The sequence below is a fragment of the Gordonia spumicola genome (genome assembly GCF_009932475.1).
GTDB classification, from domain to species: domain Bacteria; phylum Actinomycetota; class Actinomycetes; order Mycobacteriales; family Mycobacteriaceae; genus Gordonia; species Gordonia spumicola.
In genome coordinates this window covers 489,882-506,317 of sequence record NZ_BJOV01000005.1, presented here as the reverse complement: position 1 = coordinate 506,317, position 16,436 = coordinate 489,882, and the positions used below count along the sequence as shown (strand labels likewise).

Annotated in this window: 16 protein-coding genes and 1 pseudogene; all 17 read right to left on the bottom strand. The window is 68.8% G+C overall.

Annotated features, from left to right (window positions below; translation table 11 throughout):
- Window positions 1-14 precede the first annotated feature (14 nt).
- On the bottom strand, window positions 15-341 hold the full coding sequence (locus GYB83_RS13570) for a hypothetical protein (protein ID WP_077350327.1): 327 nt from the start codon (window positions 339-341) through the stop codon (window positions 15-17).
- A complete protein-coding gene (gene lspA, locus GYB83_RS13565) occupies window positions 338-892 on the bottom strand; it encodes a signal peptidase II (RefSeq protein ID WP_077350329.1) in 555 nt (184 codons plus the stop codon). Before lspA ends, GYB83_RS13570 begins: the two co-directional genes overlap by 4 nt.
- A complete protein-coding gene (locus tag GYB83_RS13560) occupies window positions 889-2,802 on the bottom strand; it encodes a heavy metal translocating P-type ATPase (RefSeq protein ID WP_174718230.1) in 1,914 nt (637 codons plus the stop codon). Before GYB83_RS13560 ends, lspA begins: the two co-directional genes overlap by 4 nt.
- Window positions 2,799-3,158 carry a Cd(II)/Pb(II)-sensing metalloregulatory transcriptional regulator CmtR gene (cmtR, locus tag GYB83_RS13555; RefSeq protein ID WP_077350333.1) on the bottom strand — a complete coding sequence of 120 codons (360 nt, stop codon included), beginning with the start codon at window positions 3,156-3,158 and terminating at the stop codon, window positions 2,799-2,801. The genes GYB83_RS13560 and cmtR overlap by 4 nt, the downstream gene beginning before the upstream one ends.
- Before the next feature lie 92 nt (window positions 3,159-3,250).
- Complete coding sequence (locus GYB83_RS13550; RefSeq protein WP_161895970.1) at window positions 3,251-3,703, bottom strand: hypothetical protein; 453 nt, start codon at window positions 3,701-3,703, stop codon at window positions 3,251-3,253.
- Between the two features lie 37 nt (window positions 3,704-3,740).
- A complete protein-coding gene (locus tag GYB83_RS13545; protein WP_119030963.1) occupies window positions 3,741-5,027 on the bottom strand; it encodes a relaxase/mobilization nuclease domain-containing protein in 1,287 nt (428 codons plus the stop codon).
- Window positions 5,024-5,614 carry a hypothetical protein gene (locus tag GYB83_RS13540; protein WP_119030964.1) on the bottom strand — a complete coding sequence of 197 codons (591 nt, stop codon included), beginning with the start codon at window positions 5,612-5,614 and terminating at the stop codon, window positions 5,024-5,026. The genes GYB83_RS13545 and GYB83_RS13540 overlap by 4 nt, the downstream gene beginning before the upstream one ends.
- Entirely contained in the window at window positions 5,611-7,047 is a 1,437-nt protein-coding gene (locus GYB83_RS13535) for a Rep family protein (RefSeq protein WP_228461476.1), read from the bottom strand. The genes GYB83_RS13540 and GYB83_RS13535 overlap by 4 nt, the downstream gene beginning before the upstream one ends.
- Before the next feature lie 315 nt (window positions 7,048-7,362).
- Window positions 7,363-7,611 carry a hypothetical protein gene (locus GYB83_RS13530; protein ID WP_077350343.1) on the bottom strand — a complete coding sequence of 83 codons (249 nt, stop codon included), beginning with the start codon at window positions 7,609-7,611 and terminating at the stop codon, window positions 7,363-7,365.
- Window positions 7,611-7,823, bottom strand: a complete 213-nt coding sequence (locus GYB83_RS13525; RefSeq protein ID WP_077350345.1) for a hypothetical protein — start codon at window positions 7,821-7,823, stop codon at window positions 7,611-7,613. The genes GYB83_RS13530 and GYB83_RS13525 overlap by 1 nt, the downstream gene beginning before the upstream one ends.
- 181 nt (window positions 7,824-8,004) lie before the next feature.
- On the bottom strand, window positions 8,005-9,441 hold the full coding sequence (locus GYB83_RS13520; RefSeq protein WP_138572852.1) for a recombinase family protein: 1,437 nt from the start codon (window positions 9,439-9,441) through the stop codon (window positions 8,005-8,007).
- Between the two features lie 46 nt (window positions 9,442-9,487).
- Window positions 9,488-9,736 (bottom strand): annotated as a pseudogene (locus GYB83_RS13515) (LLM class flavin-dependent oxidoreductase); the annotation flags it as partial.
- Between the two features lie 114 nt (window positions 9,737-9,850).
- Window positions 9,851-10,639, bottom strand: a complete 789-nt coding sequence (gene thiD / locus GYB83_RS13510) for a bifunctional hydroxymethylpyrimidine kinase/phosphomethylpyrimidine kinase (protein WP_161895969.1) — start codon at window positions 10,637-10,639, stop codon at window positions 9,851-9,853.
- Between the two features lie 26 nt (window positions 10,640-10,665).
- Window positions 10,666-12,090: a wax ester/triacylglycerol synthase domain-containing protein gene (locus tag GYB83_RS13505; RefSeq protein WP_161895968.1), complete on the bottom strand. Its 1,425-nt coding sequence runs from the start codon at window positions 12,088-12,090 to the stop codon at window positions 10,666-10,668.
- Complete coding sequence (locus GYB83_RS13500; protein WP_161895967.1) at window positions 12,083-13,591, bottom strand: HAD-IB family hydrolase; 1,509 nt, start codon at window positions 13,589-13,591, stop codon at window positions 12,083-12,085. Before GYB83_RS13500 ends, GYB83_RS13505 begins: the two co-directional genes overlap by 8 nt.
- Window positions 13,588-15,831 (bottom strand): glycerol-3-phosphate 1-O-acyltransferase, encoded by a 2,244-nt coding sequence (locus GYB83_RS13495; RefSeq protein WP_161895966.1) that lies wholly within the window; start codon window positions 15,829-15,831, stop codon window positions 13,588-13,590. The genes GYB83_RS13500 and GYB83_RS13495 overlap by 4 nt, the downstream gene beginning before the upstream one ends.
- 72 nt (window positions 15,832-15,903) lie before the next feature.
- Window positions 15,904-16,413, bottom strand: coding sequence for a nuclear transport factor 2 family protein (locus GYB83_RS13490; protein WP_161895965.1), 510 nt, complete (start codon window positions 16,411-16,413; stop codon window positions 15,904-15,906).
- Window positions 16,414-16,436 lie beyond the last annotated feature (23 nt).

Sequence of the window (16,436 nt, the reverse complement as noted above, 5' to 3'; positions counted from 1 at the left end):
TTGCAACACTCGCCTTATCGGTCGCTCTCGCCGCCTTGCATGCGGTCGCGCAACGCCTCATCGATCTGTGTTGCCGCCGGTGCGCCGGCGAAACCGTTCTCAGCCACATAGACACGGCACGCCAGTGAGTGAACGAGTGTTGTCGGGAACAGGTCGATGCCGTCGACGAGAATCGTAGGCGAGCCTCCGAACCCAGTGTTCGCCGCTTCGGCCTCGGTCCCGATCGTCACCAGCTCGACAGGCACGGCCCCGAGTCCGAGAGCGTCCAGCGCTGCCCGTGCGTTGGCTTCGGCGATTCCCGTGTTCGGGCAGTCGGCGATGTGCAGCAGTTCCACCTTCATGAAGCTTCTTCCGTTCGTTCACCCTCAGCTGTCGTGCGAGGGGTCTGCGTGAGGAGGTTCAGACATACCAGGCCGACACCGGCGACGACGAAGACGTCGGCGACGTTCCCGACGAACAGGTCGCCGTAGGCGAGGAAGTCCGTGACGTGCCCCTGCCCGAACGCGGGCGAGTTCACGAGCCGGTCGACGAGGTTGCCGACCGCGCCGCCGAGGACCAGCCCCAGCGCGACGCCCCACCGCGCCCCGCGCATCCGTGCGGCAAACACGACCACCGCCACGGCGGCGAGGAGGCCGCTGATCGTGAAGATCCAGGTGGCCCCGGAACCGATCGAGAACGCGGCTCCGGGGTTGTAGACCAGCGACAGCCCGAACAGGTCGCCGACCAGCGGGATCCGCTCGCCCTGGGTCAGCTGCGCCGCGGCGAGGACCTTCGAGCCTTGATCGATCGCCAGAGCGAGCGCCGCGACGACGAGGGCGACGACGAGCGCCTGCCTGCTCCTCGTGGATGCCCCGCCCGTCGACTCGACGACAACGGCGTCCTGCGCAGTCACGCGGCGCTCTTCCGGGTCCGGGCAGCCCGCAGGCCGTTGAGGATCACGACGACCTCGGCGATCTCGTGCACGAGCACCACGGCCGCGAGCCCCAGGACGCCGAAGAGGGCGAGCGGGAGCAGGGCGGTGATGATCAGCAGCGAAAGGATGATGTTCTGGTTGATGATGTGCCGTCCGCGGCGGGCGTGGTCGAACGCACGCGGCAGCAGGCGCAGGTCGTGGCCGGTGAACGCGACGTCGGCGGACTCAATCGCGGCATCCGAGCCGGTCGCGCCCATCGCGATGCCGATGTCGGCAGCGGCGAGGGCGGGAGCGTCGTTGATGCCGTCGCCGATCATCGCCACAGCCCCCTTCTCGCCGAGTTCTGCGATCGCGGCGGCCTTGTCCTCCGGGCGCAGCTCGGCACGCACGTCGCCGATCCCGGCTTGGGCGGCGAGGGCGCGGGCGGTGCGAGCATTGTCGCCGGTGAGCATGGTGACCCCGATGCCCTGTGCGGCGAGGGTGCGGACGACCTCGGGGACCTCGGGACGCAGCTCGTCGCGGACGCCAATCGCGGCGACCGGCGTGCCGTCGCGGTGCACGATCACGACCGTCATGCCCTGCTCCTCCAGCCCAGCAACCTGCTCGCCGAGCGTCCCGGCGTCGAGCCAGCGCGGGCTGCCGACCGTGATCCGCGCACCGTCGAGGGTTCCCTCGATGCCGTGCCCGGCCTGCTCGGTCACACCGTCAGCCGCGGGGGCCCCGGGGGCCGCGGCGGTGATCGCGGCCGCAAGGGGGTGGGTGCTGTGCTGCTCGAGCGCGGCGGCCCAGGCCAGCGCCTGCTTCTCGGTCACGCCCTCGGCGGTGAGGACGGCGGTGACGGCGGGCTCGTTGCGGGTCAGGGTGCCGGTCTTGTCGACGGCGACGTGGCGGATCACGCCGAACCGTTCGAACACGGCCCCGGACTTGATGATCACGCCGAACTTGCTCGCCGACCCGATCGCGGCCACCACGGTCAGCGGAACCGAGATCGCCAGCGCGCAGGGAGATGCCGCCACGAGCACGACGAGGGCGCGGGTGATCCACAGCTCCGGGTCGCCGAGCAGCGACCCGATGATCGCGACGAGGGCGGCGAGGATCAGCACGCCCGGGACGAGGGGCCGGGCGATGCGGTCGGCGAGGCGGGCGCGGTCGCCCTTCTCTGCCTGCGCCTTCTCCACCAGGTCGACGATCGTGGTCAGCGAGTTGTCGGTGCCCGCCGCGGTCGTCTCGACCTCGAGCGCCCCAGCGGTGTTGATCGCGCCCGCGGAGACAGTGTCGCCGGGTTCGACTTCGACCGGGATCGACTCGCCAGTGATCGCGGACGTATCCAGGCTGGAGCGTCCCGTGCGGACGATGCCGTCGGTCGCGATCCGCTCACCCGGCCGCACCAGCATCAGCTGACCGACAGCCAGGTCCTTCGCCGGGACCTCGACCGATGCTCCGTCGCGGCGGATGGTCGCGGTCTCCGGGACGAGCTTGAGCAGCGCCCGCAGCCCGCCGCGGGCACGGTCCATGGCCTTGTCCTCCAGCGCCTCAGCGATCGAGTACAGGAACGCCAGGGCGGCGGCCTCCTCGACATACCCGAGGATCACCGCGCCGACCGCGCTGATCGTCATCAGCAGGCCGATGCCGAGCTTGCCCTTGAACAGCTTCCGGATCGCGCCCGGGGTGAAGGTCGACGCGCCCAACAGCAGACCGATCCAGAACAGCACCAGCGCCGGGACCTCCAGCCCCGCCCACTCCAGCACCAGGCCGGTCAGGAACGCGACGCCGGAGAAGACCGGGACCATGATCCCGCGGTCCCGCCACCAGGGACGCGCCGCCTCCTCGGCTTCCTCTCCCGAAGTGGTCTCAGGCTCGTCGTGCTCGCAGCCGCACGCCGCGCTCACTCGCCCGCCCCCGTCCCGCAGCAACCCGGCACTGTGCACGAAGAGTCCACGCAGGGCGCGTGCTCGTCGACAGCGAGCGTCACGTCCACCAGTGCGGTGAGCGCCGCCGCCAGATGCGGGTCGGCGATCTCGTAGCGCGTCTGCCGCCCCTCCGGCTCGGCGACGACGATGCCGCAGTCGCGCAGACAGGTCAGGTGGTTGGAGACGTTCGAGCGAGTCAGCTCCAGCTCGCGCGAGAGCACGGCCGGGTAGCTCGGGCCGTCGAGCAGGGTCATCAGAATCCGGGAGCGCGTCGGGTCCGCCATGGCCCGGCCGAGCCGGTTCATGACGTCGAGACGAGAAGCAACAGTCAGCATGCACTGAACTATACAGTGTTGGCTGACTTATTGTCGACTCGCCAGGGCTGCCGCACGCGCTCCGCGCGCTTGCCCTCGGGAACCCTGGTCGCCTACTTTCGCCAGCGCGGCCACTTCGGCAGCCCGCGGTCCTTCCAGGTCTCCACGAGGCCAGCGACCCAGCGGACGGACGCGAAGAGCCCGTAGCTGGCCCCGGCGAGGCCCACACCGACCACGAGCCACCGCCCGATTCCGAGCCATACGCTCCCGTCCACTTCCAGCGCCCACTGAGCGCCCGTGATGAGACCGGCGATACCCATCCAGAGCCCAGCGATGACCACGACCACCGGCAGGAGTGCGAGGCACATCGCGGCGGCAGCCGACCAGAGCTGACGGGTCTCCAGCTTCGCCGTGGCGGCGATGATCCGCTCGGCCCGCTCGTTCGACGCGTCGAGGTTTGCCGTCATCGTCGCCGAGGCCTCCCCGGTGACCTGCTCGACGGCCTTCTCGACCCGCTCCTCGGTGCGCTTCTCGATCCGCTGCACGGCTCCGCCGACCTGGCTCACGAGCTTCTGGTTCGCTGCGGCCTGCGCCTTGAGCCCCTCAATCGCCGAGGCCGTAGCCGCGTGATTCTTCTGCGCCTCCGCGACCAAGCTCCGCGACGCGGCGTTCAAGCTCTCGCCGTTGAGACTCCGCGCGAACTCGCCGAGCGTGCTCGCGATCTCGTTCTGCCTGCTCTCGATACTCGCGATCCTCGCGGACACGTCGCTGGAGGGCGAGGAGGTCGACGCCGGGGCCGCGATCCTCTCCAGCCGCCTCGTCGTCTCCTCGTCCATGACCTTCACGAACCCCGCGAGCTTCTTCTGCTGCTCGGCCAGCCGGTCGAGCCTCGCGTTCTGCGCCTCGACGGCGGTGAGGATCGAGGTCAACACCTCCATCGTCGCCGGACTGCCGAGCTGCTGCGGCGGCTGCTCGTGCGCGTTCTGCTGCTTCAGCCTGTCGAGCGCTGCGCTCATGTTCCTGCTCCTTCTGCTGCTGGTGGTAGTCGAAGAACGCGGCTGCGCCCTCCGGTGTGAAATCCGCCGAGAGCGCACTCGTGCGCTTGCGGCGCTCAGCGCGCCCGGACTCGCCGCGGCGGTCCTCGATGTAGAGCGTCCAGGTCTCCTGACCGGCGCGCTTGCCCTTCTTGCTGACTGGGCTGTGCAGGCGCATCCGCGGCACCCGCTCCCCGTCGCCGCCGAGCTGCTGGTTCTGCTCCGCGATCACCGCCTCAAGACCGGCCTTGTCCACCGACCGGGGATCGGCCAGGGCGGCGCTCATCCGGTCGCCCATCTCGCGGTCGAGACCGCCCTCGGCGAAGTCCTCGCGGCGCAGCTCCCAGTCCTTCGGGGCGTGCTCCAGCCGCTTCACGACCGAGAGGCCGTGATCGCGCATCAACTCGTCGTTCGCCGACTGCACGCCCCGCTGGTTCCCGGCTTTGCGGTCGTGGAACGTGCGGTAATCCGAGAGGGCCTTTCCGGTCCGGTTGCTGTGATTGATCACGAGGATGTGGTTGTGCGGCTTCTTGCCCCGACCATCCACGTGGCTGACCACGAGGCAGTCCGAGTCCGGGTGCATCTTCTTCGCGAGCTGGTAGCCCAGATCGTTCACCCGCTGCACGTCCTCCGGGCTGCTCGAGTCGAACTCCTCGTCGCTGAACGACTGCCGGTAGTGCAGTGCCTCGACGTCGCGCTTCGTGTTCTGCGTGAGCGCGCGGGCGCGGGCCGAGAATGCGCCGGGGCCTCCCGGCACGTCGCACGTGATCGCGACCCCGCGCTCGTCCTCCTTGCCACGGATGTAGCGCTCCGTGTCTCCGGCGCTGGTGCTCGGGCTGTAGTGCGTGGTGCTCATGAGGCCGTCCGATCCCCGAGCAGGGTCCGGACCTCGCGCAGCAGCTCGATCAGCTCGGGCACCTCCGCCGACAGCGCGACCGCCTCGCCGGCCCGCGCGCGGCGGTCCAGGTCGTTGACGTTGATCGCCAGCGGGCGCACCTGCGCGGCAAGCTCCCGGGCGTCCGCCGAGGCCTGCACGCGCGCCTCGACGCCGAGCAGGTGCGCGGCCACGGCGGCGTCCAGCTCCTCGCTCCGGGAGGCGTGCAGAGCATCGCGCACGACGCTCCGCACCCAGGTGCTCGGAGCCAGCCCGAGCCGCTCCGCACGAGTGCGCAGCGCCCCGAGCGTGGCCTCATCGAAGCGCGTATCAAGCCGCCCGCCGCCCCCACGACGACGCTTCGCGCCGCCGTGACTCTGGCGCACAGCCTCCGCATCAGCCCGACCGGTTTTCACCTGGGAGTCGGCCTGCTGCTCCACCTGTACGCCAGAGTGGCAAGCAGTAGGCCTGTCGGACACATCGCTGACGCTCGTGTCCTCCAGCCCTGCTTGCGAGGGGGCTCCGCCCCCTTCGATCCCCTGGAAGAGCGGGTGCTGATCGGCGCTCATGCCGCACCTCCGATCAGCGCCAGCGGCACGTCCGGGCTGCGCACCGCGAGCCCGCTCAGCAGTTCGACAACCGCGCTCTCGGCGTCGTGCTCCGCGGAGGTCTCCGGACCGTAGGTGAGCTCGCGCGACGGAGCCACCTGCTGGTGGTACGAGTTGCCGTTGACGCCCGGCGTGTGCGCGGCCGCCGGAAGGCTGCACTGATGCCACTCGTAGGGCTCGATCTTCCAGATGTGCTGCACGAGGTAGCGGTTGATATCGTCGGCGCGGAACACCTTCACGACCGATGCCAGGCGACGGATGAACTGGTCCAGCGCCTCGTCCACGTTGCCCTTCTGGCGGGCGTAGAAGAAGAACTCGACCGGCTCGATGGTGGCCGTGATGACGATCAGTCGCGGAGCCACCTCGCCCTTGTTCTTGTAACGCGCCTTCGCCGGGGAGGCGTTGTACGGATCGAGCAGCAACAGCCAGTCGTTCGCATCCATCGCCGAAGCCCGCAGATCGTCGAGCAGCAGAACCTCCTCCCCGCGCCAGTCATCGAGCGGGTTGCCCGTCGCGGCCCGGTAGACCTGCCACCGCTCGCCGTTCGCGTTCGCCGCGTCAATCGCCGCCATGATGAAGTCCGTTGCGAACCGCGTCTTGCCGATCCCGGCATCCCCGTGGACGAACACCACATGCGTTGAGAAATCACCGGCGCGGAGCTTCGCTGCCGCCCGATACGCGCGGCGCTGACCATAGGCCGACAGTGCGTCGTCGATCTCCCGCTGATGCCGCGAGTAGATGTCGAACAGGCCATCGGTGAGCATGATCTGATCGCGCGTGATCTCGCCCTGGAGCACCCGCTCGCGCATGTCCTCGAAGTTCTCGGCGACGACCTTCTTCTTCACGTGGGCGCGGCCCTTGAGCCACGTCTCCCGGCGCAGGGCGTCGATGCCGAGGTAGTCCGGCCCGCGCACCGTGGCGACCTCCGAAGGGGCGTACTGGTGCTTGTCCGCGTACTTCACGTGCGTCAGGTACGACAGCATGTTGTCGAAGGCGTAGCGTCCGCGACCGGGCTTCTCGACGTACTGCGGCTCGACGCCGATGCCGAACGCGAGCCGATCCAGCGGCGCGCTCTTCGAACGACTGGCGAACTTGATCACCGCGTGCAGGTGATCCGGCTTCGGCTCGACCACGAGTGCCTTCTCCGTGTCGCTCCAGACCTCGCGCTCGTCCTTGTCGTGCACGATGCCGTAGGCCTCGACGACTTCGCAGCCGACCGCCTCGAGCCGCTGCACGATGTAGGTGAGGATCGGCCCGGCCCCCTGCTGGAGCAGCGCGGCCCCGTTCGCATCCTCGGCAGCCCAGGTCCAGTACGACGGATCGAGGTACTGCGTGAGTCCGATGCTCGTGGGGTTGTTCTCCTGCTTAGCCACGGCGACCACCGCCCGCGACATCGTAAGGAGCGTGCGGCGCCTTAAATGACCCCCTATTGACCCCCAAATGAGACCCCAAATGATCCCGCGAGGTCACGCGGCGGTGCGAGGGCGGAACCGGCTCCTGACCAGGCATGTTGGTGCATGGCGCGGCAATCGACAAGCCCTTGCCGCGCCCGTAGGAACGAATGAAGCTCCCGAAACTCTTGGAGTGCGGAACACGGCTTCCGGCGGTCATCACGACGACGGGCAGCCCGCCTCCGGCGGGTGCCAGGGCAGGCCCTCCGGGCGGGGTCAGGTCGGCGGACACGAGGGCGCTGGTGCAGTCGGTGGTGCTCATCGGGCACCGCCCTTGCGGTAGCGCTTGATGACGGCCTGATGCGTGACGCCGAGGGCATCGCCGATCCTCGCCCAGGTCACCCCATCGGCGCGGGCGTCGGCGACGGCGATCTCGACGGCTTCTTCCAGCACGGAGCGGAGCACGCCGAGGTCGTAGAGATGCGCTTCCGCGTCGGCGAGAGTGGGATCGCCCAGACGCCAGCGGAAGCCGTTCACGTGGTCGAAGGCAGCGGAGTTGGCGCTCATCAGCGACCACCACCCATCACGGCGGCGACGGCGGCGCGCTGGCGCGGGGTCAGCGGCGTGCTGGTCAGGCGCTCACCGGCACGACGACCGGCGGCGAGGGCAACGGCGATGACGGGATCGAGCCCATCAGCTTGCGAAACGGGGATCAGGTCCTGGTCGAGCCCAGGACGGTCCAGCGCGGAGGCGCGGGGAGCGTCGATAACGACAGACATCGGAAGTCCTCAAACATGAGTGTGCTTCCGGTTCCCCGCCACGGTAGTTGGGCTGTTTGACCGGCTACTCATCCGGGAGTAGAACCCGCGCTTCTAAGTCGCGGCCCCGGTGGGATCTTCTTGTCTGCAACCATTCTCCCATGACTCGACTCACCAGTCCACTGACGAGTCGACTCGCGTGTCAGTCGCGACGCGGCTCTATTCGAATGAGGTCGGGGTCGAACTTCACGTGACCCGGCGCGATGGGTTCGATGGTCACCGTTACCAGCTCGTCCACGAGCATCCGGCGGCGGTCCATGTCCAAGGCCTTCCACTTCGACTCGACGACCTCCCGGCGCTCCATGGTGCCGAGCGACTCGTCCACGTCCCCCAGCAGCTTCGCCGCCACCGACACCGAGCGGTCGAGTATCTCCGCGTCGATCTGGTCGATGCGGGCCTTTCCGCCCCTGATCGCCTCCGTGATCTCCAGGACGGGCTGGCGCACGTCCAGCAGCAGCGGGCTCAGCTCCTTGACGCGCTCGACCAGAGCGTTCCGCTCGGTCAGCAGCGCCTCGCGGTCCGGCCCGTCGTCCTCCTGCGGCATCACGAGGTCGTGCACGTCCACCGACGACAGGCGGGTGAGCACCGCCTCGGTGACCATCGCATCGACGGGCTCGCGCTGGCGGGTGAGGTGGAACTGCTCGCCGCAGCGGTACGTCGGCTGCTTGCGGCTGTTGGTCCCCGAGACGAGCGTCGCGCCGCACTTCCCGCACAGGCCAATCGTGGACAGGAGGTACTTCGGCTGGTTGCCCTGCCTCGCCGACCTCCGCACGTTGTCCTCCAGCTTTGCCACCGCGGCCCGCCACGTCTGCTCGCCAACGATGGGCGGGAACGCGTCGCCCTGCACCGGGTACAGCTCGCCCGAGGCGTAGTGCTTGATGTAGCCAGCGTAGAGCGGGTTCGCCAGCAGGTACCGCACGGCATCGACGGAGAACGCCGACCCGCGCGCGGTCAGATGACCGGCGCTGTTCAGGTCCTCGCGGATGCGACGGATCGACAGCGACGGCTCGCCGAGGAACGCATCGAAGGCCCGCCGTACGGCGTCGGCCTCCGCCTCGATCAGCTCACCCTCCCTCGTCCAGCCGAACGCCTTCCAGGAGGACGCCGGGATGCCCTCGGCGCGGCGGCGCTCGTTCGACCTGATCTGACGCTCCGCCTTGCGGCGCGCCTCGAACCGCGCGAGAGCGGCGAGCATCGTCGCCCGGAACTCGCCGTCCGCCGTCGAGAGGTCGATCTCGCCGTCCACGGTGACGACGCGCAGGCCGAGGTCGATCAGCGTGTTCAGGTCCTTCGTGCTGCGCAGGAGGCGGTCCATGTCCACGGCGACGACCATCGAGAACCTGCCCGCGCGGGCGTCGTCCAGCATCTCGGCCCACCGGGTGCCAGCGCGGCGCTTCTTCGTCGCCGACACAGCGTTGTCGTCGTAGACCTCGACGACCTCCCAGTCCTTGGCCTCGGCGAGAGCCCTGATCTTCCGCAACTGGGTCTCGACCGTCCACCGGTCGCCCTTGCGATCCATCGAGGCGCGGACGTACGCGGCGACCTCGTTCGTCTTCCTCAGCGATACCAGTTCAACCATGCAACCAAGCTTACGTGAACGAGTGTTGCAACCGCGATATAAGCTAACGCATGTCGATGACGCCGGTCCCGATCTCGATCCGGCTCGTGCGCGCTCCGATGGCGGAGAGCAGAGGAAACGGGGATCCGAGTTGACGGGCGAAGTGGTGGACGCGGAAGTAGGCGCCGTCCGCGCCGAGTTCTTCGGCCGCCTCGGCGAGCTCGATCGACTGGATCAACGTGTCGGCGGCCGACTGCGTCTGCGACCCGGGCGCGTCCGACCAATGTCCGAACGACAGGAATCCGATGTTCTTCACGGTCGGGTTCAGCGCTCACCGCACAGGATGTATTCCATCGGCCCGACTAGCGTCGAGCCCCGCCGCCAACGCTCCGTGTCCGGCTCGACCACCATGTGAACGAGGTCCGGTGGGTCAGCCCTGGCGCACGGCGTCGAACGGGAGATGTCCGCTGACGCGGGCGGCGATGGCGGCCCCGGTGAACTCCTTCGCGCGGCGGGCGGCGTCGACGACGCTCGCGCCCTTCGCGAGTTCGGCGGTGAGCGCGGCGGCGAGAGTGCAGCCCGCCCCGGACACGCGTTCGCTGCCGATCTTCGGCGCCCGCAGGACGGTGATCTCGTCGCCGTCGAAGAGGACGTCGACAGCATCGTCGCCCGGCAGTTCCACTCCGCCCTTGGCGAGAACGTAGCGCGGGCCCTGCGCGCCGATCCGGCGCGCGGCCTCGGCGAGGTCGTCCACCGATTCGATGGCGTCCAGACCCGACAGGATCTGCGCCTCGAACAGATTGGGCGTCACGACGGTCGCCCGCGGCAGGACCTTCGCGCGGAGCGCCTGATCGGTGTCGAGGGCGGCCCCCGGCTCCTGCCCCTTGCAGATCAGGACCGGATCGAGGACGACGTGCCGCCACGACTGCCGGGCCAACGCATCGGCGACGACGTCGATGGTCGCGGGGGTGCCGAGCATGCCGATCTTCACGACGTCGAGGTCGTACGCGCTGGTCGCGGCCTCGATCTGATCGGCGATGACCTGCGGGTCGACAGGCACGAAGCGGTGGCCCCAGTCGTTCTTCGGGTCGAACGACACGATGCACGTGATGGTCCCGAGACCGAACGTGCCGAGCTCCTGGAAGGTCTTCAGGTCCGTCTGGATCCCGGCGCCGCCGGTGGCCTCGGACCCTGCGATCACATACGAGAAATCAACCATGCGTACAGCGTAGTGTCGCGCCGGTGTCAGACGACGCGGACCATGCGCGAGGTCGGCGGTTCCGCGGCGAGGGCACAGACCTCGTCGAAGCCTTCGACGAGGCAGTCGGCGAACAGGTCGAGGTCGGTGACGGCCGCGGCGTCGATGTTCAGGCCGAGGCATGCGATGCTGTTGTGGGTGATCATCGTCGCCATCACCGCACAGCCCGGAAGCGGGCCGAACGGGTACATCCGCTCCACCTTCGCGCCCGCGAAGTACGTGTCCCACGGCAGGCCGGGGACGTTGCTCGCCTGGAGGTCGTTCATCGCCGTCGCGCCGCTGAACTGCGTCAGCACCTGGCCGGGCAGCCACGCGAGCACCGGTCCGATGGTGTTGAAGATGTCGACCGCGGGTTCGCCGCGGGCGGCGCGGACCTGTTCACGGATGGTCAGCACCCGTTCGAACGGATCGTCGATGCCGATCGGGCCCGCCAGACGTCCGACCGCGATGCGGTTGCCTCCGGCCGAGTCGCCGTCCGTGCGGACCGAGATCGGGATGGCGACGGGGATCGACTCCACCGACACCGCGTTCGCGTCGTGGTACTTCCGGAAGCCGCCGATCAGTCCGGCGAGGTACACGTCGTTGATCGATGCACCGGTCGCCGTCGACGCCGCCTTCAGCGGGGCGAAGTCGATCTCGAACGCCTGGAACCGCCACGCCACGCTCCGGTTCGCGAGCAGCGGAGACCCCTCCGGGCTGATCATGCCCGCGACCCGCGGCACCGAACGCCCGTAGCGCAGCACTCGGCTCAGCGCCTTCTTCGGGTCGGCCAGCGACCGGACGCCGTCGAACGCCATCCCGGCGAGCTTCGGAAGACGGTTCAGCTCCTCCGCGACCTGCCGGGACAGGACGTCGAGCGCCGACAGATCCTCGACCGCCGGAGCGGGGGGCTGCGGCTTGCCCGGCTTCGGCTCACGCGTCGTCGAATGCAGTTGTGCGATGACGAGCATCGCGCCCATGCCGTCGGTCAGCGCGTGGTGCGCCTTCATGAAGTACGCGGTCTTGCCGTCCGCGAGCCCGTCGATCAGGTAGCCCTCCCACGGGGGACGGGCCGGGTCGAGCGGCGTCATGGCGATCTGCTCGCACAGACTGAACAATTCACGCATCGAGCCGTCGCCCGCGAGCCGCACCCGACGCAGGTGATAGTGCAGGTCGAAGTCGGGGTCCACCTGCCAACTCGGGGTGCCCGTCCGCAGCGGCGACTCCACCACGCGCTGGCGGAATCGCGGAACCATCCTGGTCCCCCAGTCGTGAGCCGCGACGAGACGGTCCCAGTCGGGTTCGCTGTCGAACACCTCGACCACCGAGATCGTCGACCGGAGGCGGCGGTCGGCGTCCCCGCGCCACATGACGGCGTCCACGGCGCTCATCTCCGCGTCGCTGCCCCAGTCGAGGGGCTTGTCGTCACTCACCGGTCGATTCCTTCCACTCGAAGACTCCCATGGTCTTGGTCATGCGTCCGTCGTCGAACGCGGTCACCGGCCAGTCGGCGAGGGCGTCGAGGAACATCTCGCGCACCTGCACGGCGTACTCACCGACATTCTCCGGAACCCACGACGACGTGTCGACCGGGGGCAGCACCCGAACTTCGACGGTTCCCGGCTTGATCAGCTGCGCACCGCGCCACATCAGTTCGCCCGCGTTCCGCATCACGACGGGCACGATCGGGACACCGGCCTGCATCGCGATGTGGAACGGGCCCTTCTTGAACGAACCGATCCGCGGCGTCGCCGACCGCGTGCCCTCGGGCGCCACGACGAGCGACATCCCCTCGTCCTTGATCTTCTGCACGACGGGCTCGAGTTGCTCGATGGCCTTCCCCGCGTCGGCCCGGTCGATGAAGGCGACGCCGCCGACCTGCAGGATCTGCCCGAACAGCGGGACGCTCTTGATCTCCTTCTTCGCCACGCCCGTCGCCTGGTCGCGGACCAGGTGGATCATCACCGGAAGGTCGAGCTTCGACTGGTGGTTGAAGACGAACACACACGGGCGCGCCGTGGTCAGGTAGCCGCGACCGTCGAGGACGTCGACGCTCACCCCGGCGAGCGCGAACCCGGTGTCGATGCCCGCGGCGATCGACCCCTGCATCGCCTTGGTGCTGTCCTCGCCGCTCATGAGCCCCTTGGCGAAGCCGACCGCGGCTCCGCTGAGGAAGGAGCCGTAGAACGCACTCGTCCGGGCGATCATCCCGACCGTGCTGTGCGACGGATTCTTCAGCTCGATGATCGGCCAGCCGCGCGCCTCGGCGACCGCGCGCAACCCGCTCTGCGGCGAGATGGCCGCCGGATGCCCGACCGACTCCAGGTACGGGACGTCCTCGTTGCCGTCGCTGTAGGCGAACGACGACGCGAGGTCGAGGTCGTGTTCGGCGGCCAGCCGTCGGACGGCTGCCGCTTTGCCCGGCCCCCACAGCGGTCGGCCCAGGATTCGTCCGGTGACGATCCCGTCGACCACTTCGACGTCGGTGGCGAGGGCGTGATCGGCGTCGATCTGACGGGCGATCGGCTCGATCTGGAACCGGGTCGCCGACGACGCGATGACGATGCGATGCCCCTTCGCCCGGTGCGCCCGGATCACCTGCCACATCTGCGGGCGCAGCTTGGACGCGGTGTCCTCCTTGAACAGCTTCTCGCCCATCGCCAACAGCTCGCTGTACGTCTTGCCCGCGAAGGCGGGCTTCGTCGCCTCGAGGACTTCGGCGTAGTCCTGCTCCGATGAGCATCCTCGCAGGCCGATCATCAGCCCGTCGAGCAGTTCGGCCCCGGTGAACTCCAGGCTCCGCAGTCGCGCACGCAGGATCGCGACCGCCGAGAATCCGTCGAGGAGGGTTCCGTCGTAGTCGAAGAACGCGCACACCTGCTTGCCGGACGGTGCGGCCTTGATCTCCAGCAGTCGGTCGGCGAGTGCGCTCACCTGTCGTCCTCTCGTTTCTGTGCGGCCTGTTCCGCCTCGATCGCGGCGAGCCGGACCAGGCGGGATCGAAGGATGCCGATCTCGGCCAGCCACTGCCGTCGAGCCGCGGCGACGGCGTCGTCCGACTCCCCGGCGATCGCTCCCCGGTTGTCGGCGAGACGGTAGGCGCCGTCGTACAGTTCCCGCGACACCGAATCCTTCTGCACGACACCCTGCATCGCCAGCTGACGACCGAGTCCAAGACAGTCGGCCAGGACCGACTCCTTGTCGACGTCGACCGTCCCGAGCTTGCTCAGATGACTCGCGACGACGAACTGCGCGTCGAAGAACGTCTGCAACGATCGACGGGCGAGCAGCATGCCCGCGTTGGCGAACAGCGTGTCGTACACCCACTCCACGGTGGGGAATCTGGTGCGCCATTCGTCGGAGATCAAATCCATCTCCTGACCGAGACGGTGCAGGAACTCCTCCTTCGGCGGGAAGAAGAACTCGAACTTCAGCAGGTCGCGGGTGCGCAGCGCCTCCGCCTGCCCGGCGGCGAGCAGGCCTTCCGGTGCGGGAGGCGCGGTGCCGTCGGAGATCGCGAGCAGGCCGAGTTCGACGATCGCGCGGTCGACGAAGTGATGGAGTGCGCCGTTGCGGTAGTACGCGGCGACGGCGTGATTGTCCGGTGCGATGGACCAGACCTGTTCCGGTCCACCGTCGAACGTGTCGAGGACGCCCGCGTCGGTCAACTCGCTCAGGGTGGTCAACAGTCCGAGTCCGCGACACAGCGACGGGTCGGGGCCCGGGAGCTTCCGCGCGTCGATGTAGGTGAGCAGCGGCGCGAGGATGTCCTCGATCTCGCGAGCGGTGTACGCCCGGTCCTCCGCGCCGAGCAACGCGAAGCCGGCGAGCGACGTCGCCGAGATCGGAGTGGCGGCGTTGATCTCGTCCATCACCCGGAACGCGACCTTCTCCAGCCGCGCGCGTCCGGAGCCAGCCTCGTCGAGCGCTCCGCGCAGGGAGATCGGTTCACCGAAGCGCACGCGGGCCTCACCGCGGTACTCGCGCTGCGCTCGTGCGTACTTGAACAGCCACTTCAGGTCTTCGGGCGTCTTGGTCCCGCCCGCCGACTCCCTCGCCATCGCGGCGATCTCGGGCAGCTGGTCGTACACGATCGACGTCGGCACCAGCATCACGTCGGCCTCGTCGAGCGCCTCGACGGCGTCGGCGACGTAGGCGAGCAGTCCGAGCATCGGCGGCCGCAGCTTGCCGGTCCGCGACCGTCCGCCCTCGATGTACCACTCCAGGTTGAAGTGCTTCTCGACGATGAACGACAGGTACGACCGCATCGCGAACTTGTAGACCGGGTCGGACCCGAACTTGCGGCGGATGAAGATGGTGCCCGCACGACGGGCGATGGCGCCCATCGGCCAGAACGCCAGATTGTCGCCGCCCAGCACGAGGTTCTGCGGGAAGTCGTGATCGTGCAGGACGCTGGCGAGGATCAGGGTGTCGACGTACGACCGGTGCGACGGAAGGAACACCAGCGAATTCGACTTGTTGAGTATCCGCAGCCTGCCGAGGGTGTCCAGATCGGCCGACACCGTCCACGCGCGTTCGTAGAGGCCGCTGAACGTCGACGTGAACACGTCCTGCACCAGGCGGCTCTGCGTCGCGACGAACGTGCCCATCTTCTCGGTGGCCTCTTGCGCCACCGACGCCGCACTGCGGCCGAGGTCCGCGGCGAGCACGGAAGCGGCCGATTGGAAGCGCGCCGACGAGCTGATCTGTTCGGCCACCAGCCTCGGCACCTTGTACCTGGTGCCGACGAGCTCGAGTTCGGCGCGCTCGGCGGCCAACGACGCCTGCATGCCGACGAACGACGCGAACGACGTCCCCTCGGCCTGCTTCAGCCCGTGCCTGGCTCCGAGTTCGGCGACGGTCGCCGGGGCGCCTTCGACGACCCGCATCCGATCGGGCCCCAGTTTCCGGATCGCCTGTTGCCGGAAGGCCGGGGGTCTGCGCGGATTCGACAGCACGATCGCGTCGGCGAGCGCGACACGGCGTTCCCCCTTGCGTACCGGAGGCAGCCACACCACCCTCGCGGGGATCAGCGTCGTCTGCTGATCGAGCGCGCCGAAGTCGACGTCGGCGAGGCGTCGGACGTCCACTCCCGGGTACGCCGACGCCGCCCACTCGACGACTATGTCGTGTTCCGTCGCGGTCCGTACGTCGGCCAGCACGATCTCACCCACAGGTGTCCACCCTTCTTCTCGACCGACTGTCGATTGTCGCCGATCAGAGTCGTCCAGGGACGCGAATCGCCGTCACCGGTCCGATCCGGCGGCCGGGAACGCCCCTTCGGTGACGACCGCGTCGTCGCCGAGGGGGCGTCGGACGGACCAGTGCTGGGTGAACCGGCACACCGACATCCGCCACACCCCGTCCTCGCGCAGGTATTCGTCGTCGTAGACGCCGGTCGAGACCGTCTCGGTGCGCCCGACCGTGTCGATCTGCCGGAAGCGGAGCGACCAGCGTCCGCGCGCGGTGTCCGGGCCGGTCACCGTGATGTGCGGATGTCCCCCGGTGTGCATGTCGAGGACGGCGTAGCGGCCGTCGACCTTCGCGAGCGCCACCCGCTCGAAGATCGCCACCATCGGCGCGGCGTCGTCGAAGCTGCCGAGCGGCCCGTAGTCGATGACGGCCCCGGACGCGATGAACGAGTCGCGGAAGCCGTCGACGTCCTTCTCGTCGCACGCTCGCCAGTAGTCGTGCTTGAGCGCCGTGATGTCGGAGATCGCCGTCAGTGTCGCGATCTGTGCCGAAGTGGTGTCCATCAGGTCACCGTAATGCCCACGAT

Bases quoted from the DNA above. Each gene is read 5' to 3' on its own strand.
- GYB83_RS13545 (WP_119030963.1), bottom strand. From the start codon at position 5,027: ATGAGCACCACGCACTACAGCCCGAGCACCAGCGCCGGAGACACGGAG.
- GYB83_RS13520 (WP_138572852.1), bottom strand. From the start codon at position 9,441: ATGGTTGAACTGGTATCGCTGAGGAAGACGAACGAGGTCGCCGCGTAC.
- GYB83_RS13535 (WP_228461476.1), bottom strand. From the start codon at position 7,047: ATGTCGCGGGCGGTGGTCGCCGTGGCTAAGCAGGAGAACAACCCCACG.
- cmtR (WP_077350333.1), bottom strand. From the start codon at position 3,158: ATGCTGACTGTTGCTTCTCGTCTCGACGTCATGAACCGGCTCGGCCGG.
- GYB83_RS13570 (WP_077350327.1), bottom strand. From the start codon at position 341: ATGAAGGTGGAACTGCTGCACATCGCCGACTGCCCGAACACGGGAATC.
- GYB83_RS13540 (WP_119030964.1), bottom strand. From the start codon at position 5,614: ATGAGCGCCGATCAGCACCCGCTCTTCCAGGGGATCGAAGGGGGCGGA.
- GYB83_RS13525 (WP_077350345.1), bottom strand. From the start codon at position 7,823: ATGTCTGTCGTTATCGACGCTCCCCGCGCCTCCGCGCTGGACCGTCCT.
- thiD (WP_161895969.1), bottom strand. From the start codon at position 10,639: ATGGTTGATTTCTCGTATGTGATCGCAGGGTCCGAGGCCACCGGCGGC.
- GYB83_RS13490 (WP_161895965.1), bottom strand. From the start codon at position 16,413: ATGGACACCACTTCGGCACAGATCGCGACACTGACGGCGATCTCCGAC.
- GYB83_RS13530 (WP_077350343.1), bottom strand. From the start codon at position 7,611: ATGAGCGCCAACTCCGCTGCCTTCGACCACGTGAACGGCTTCCGCTGG.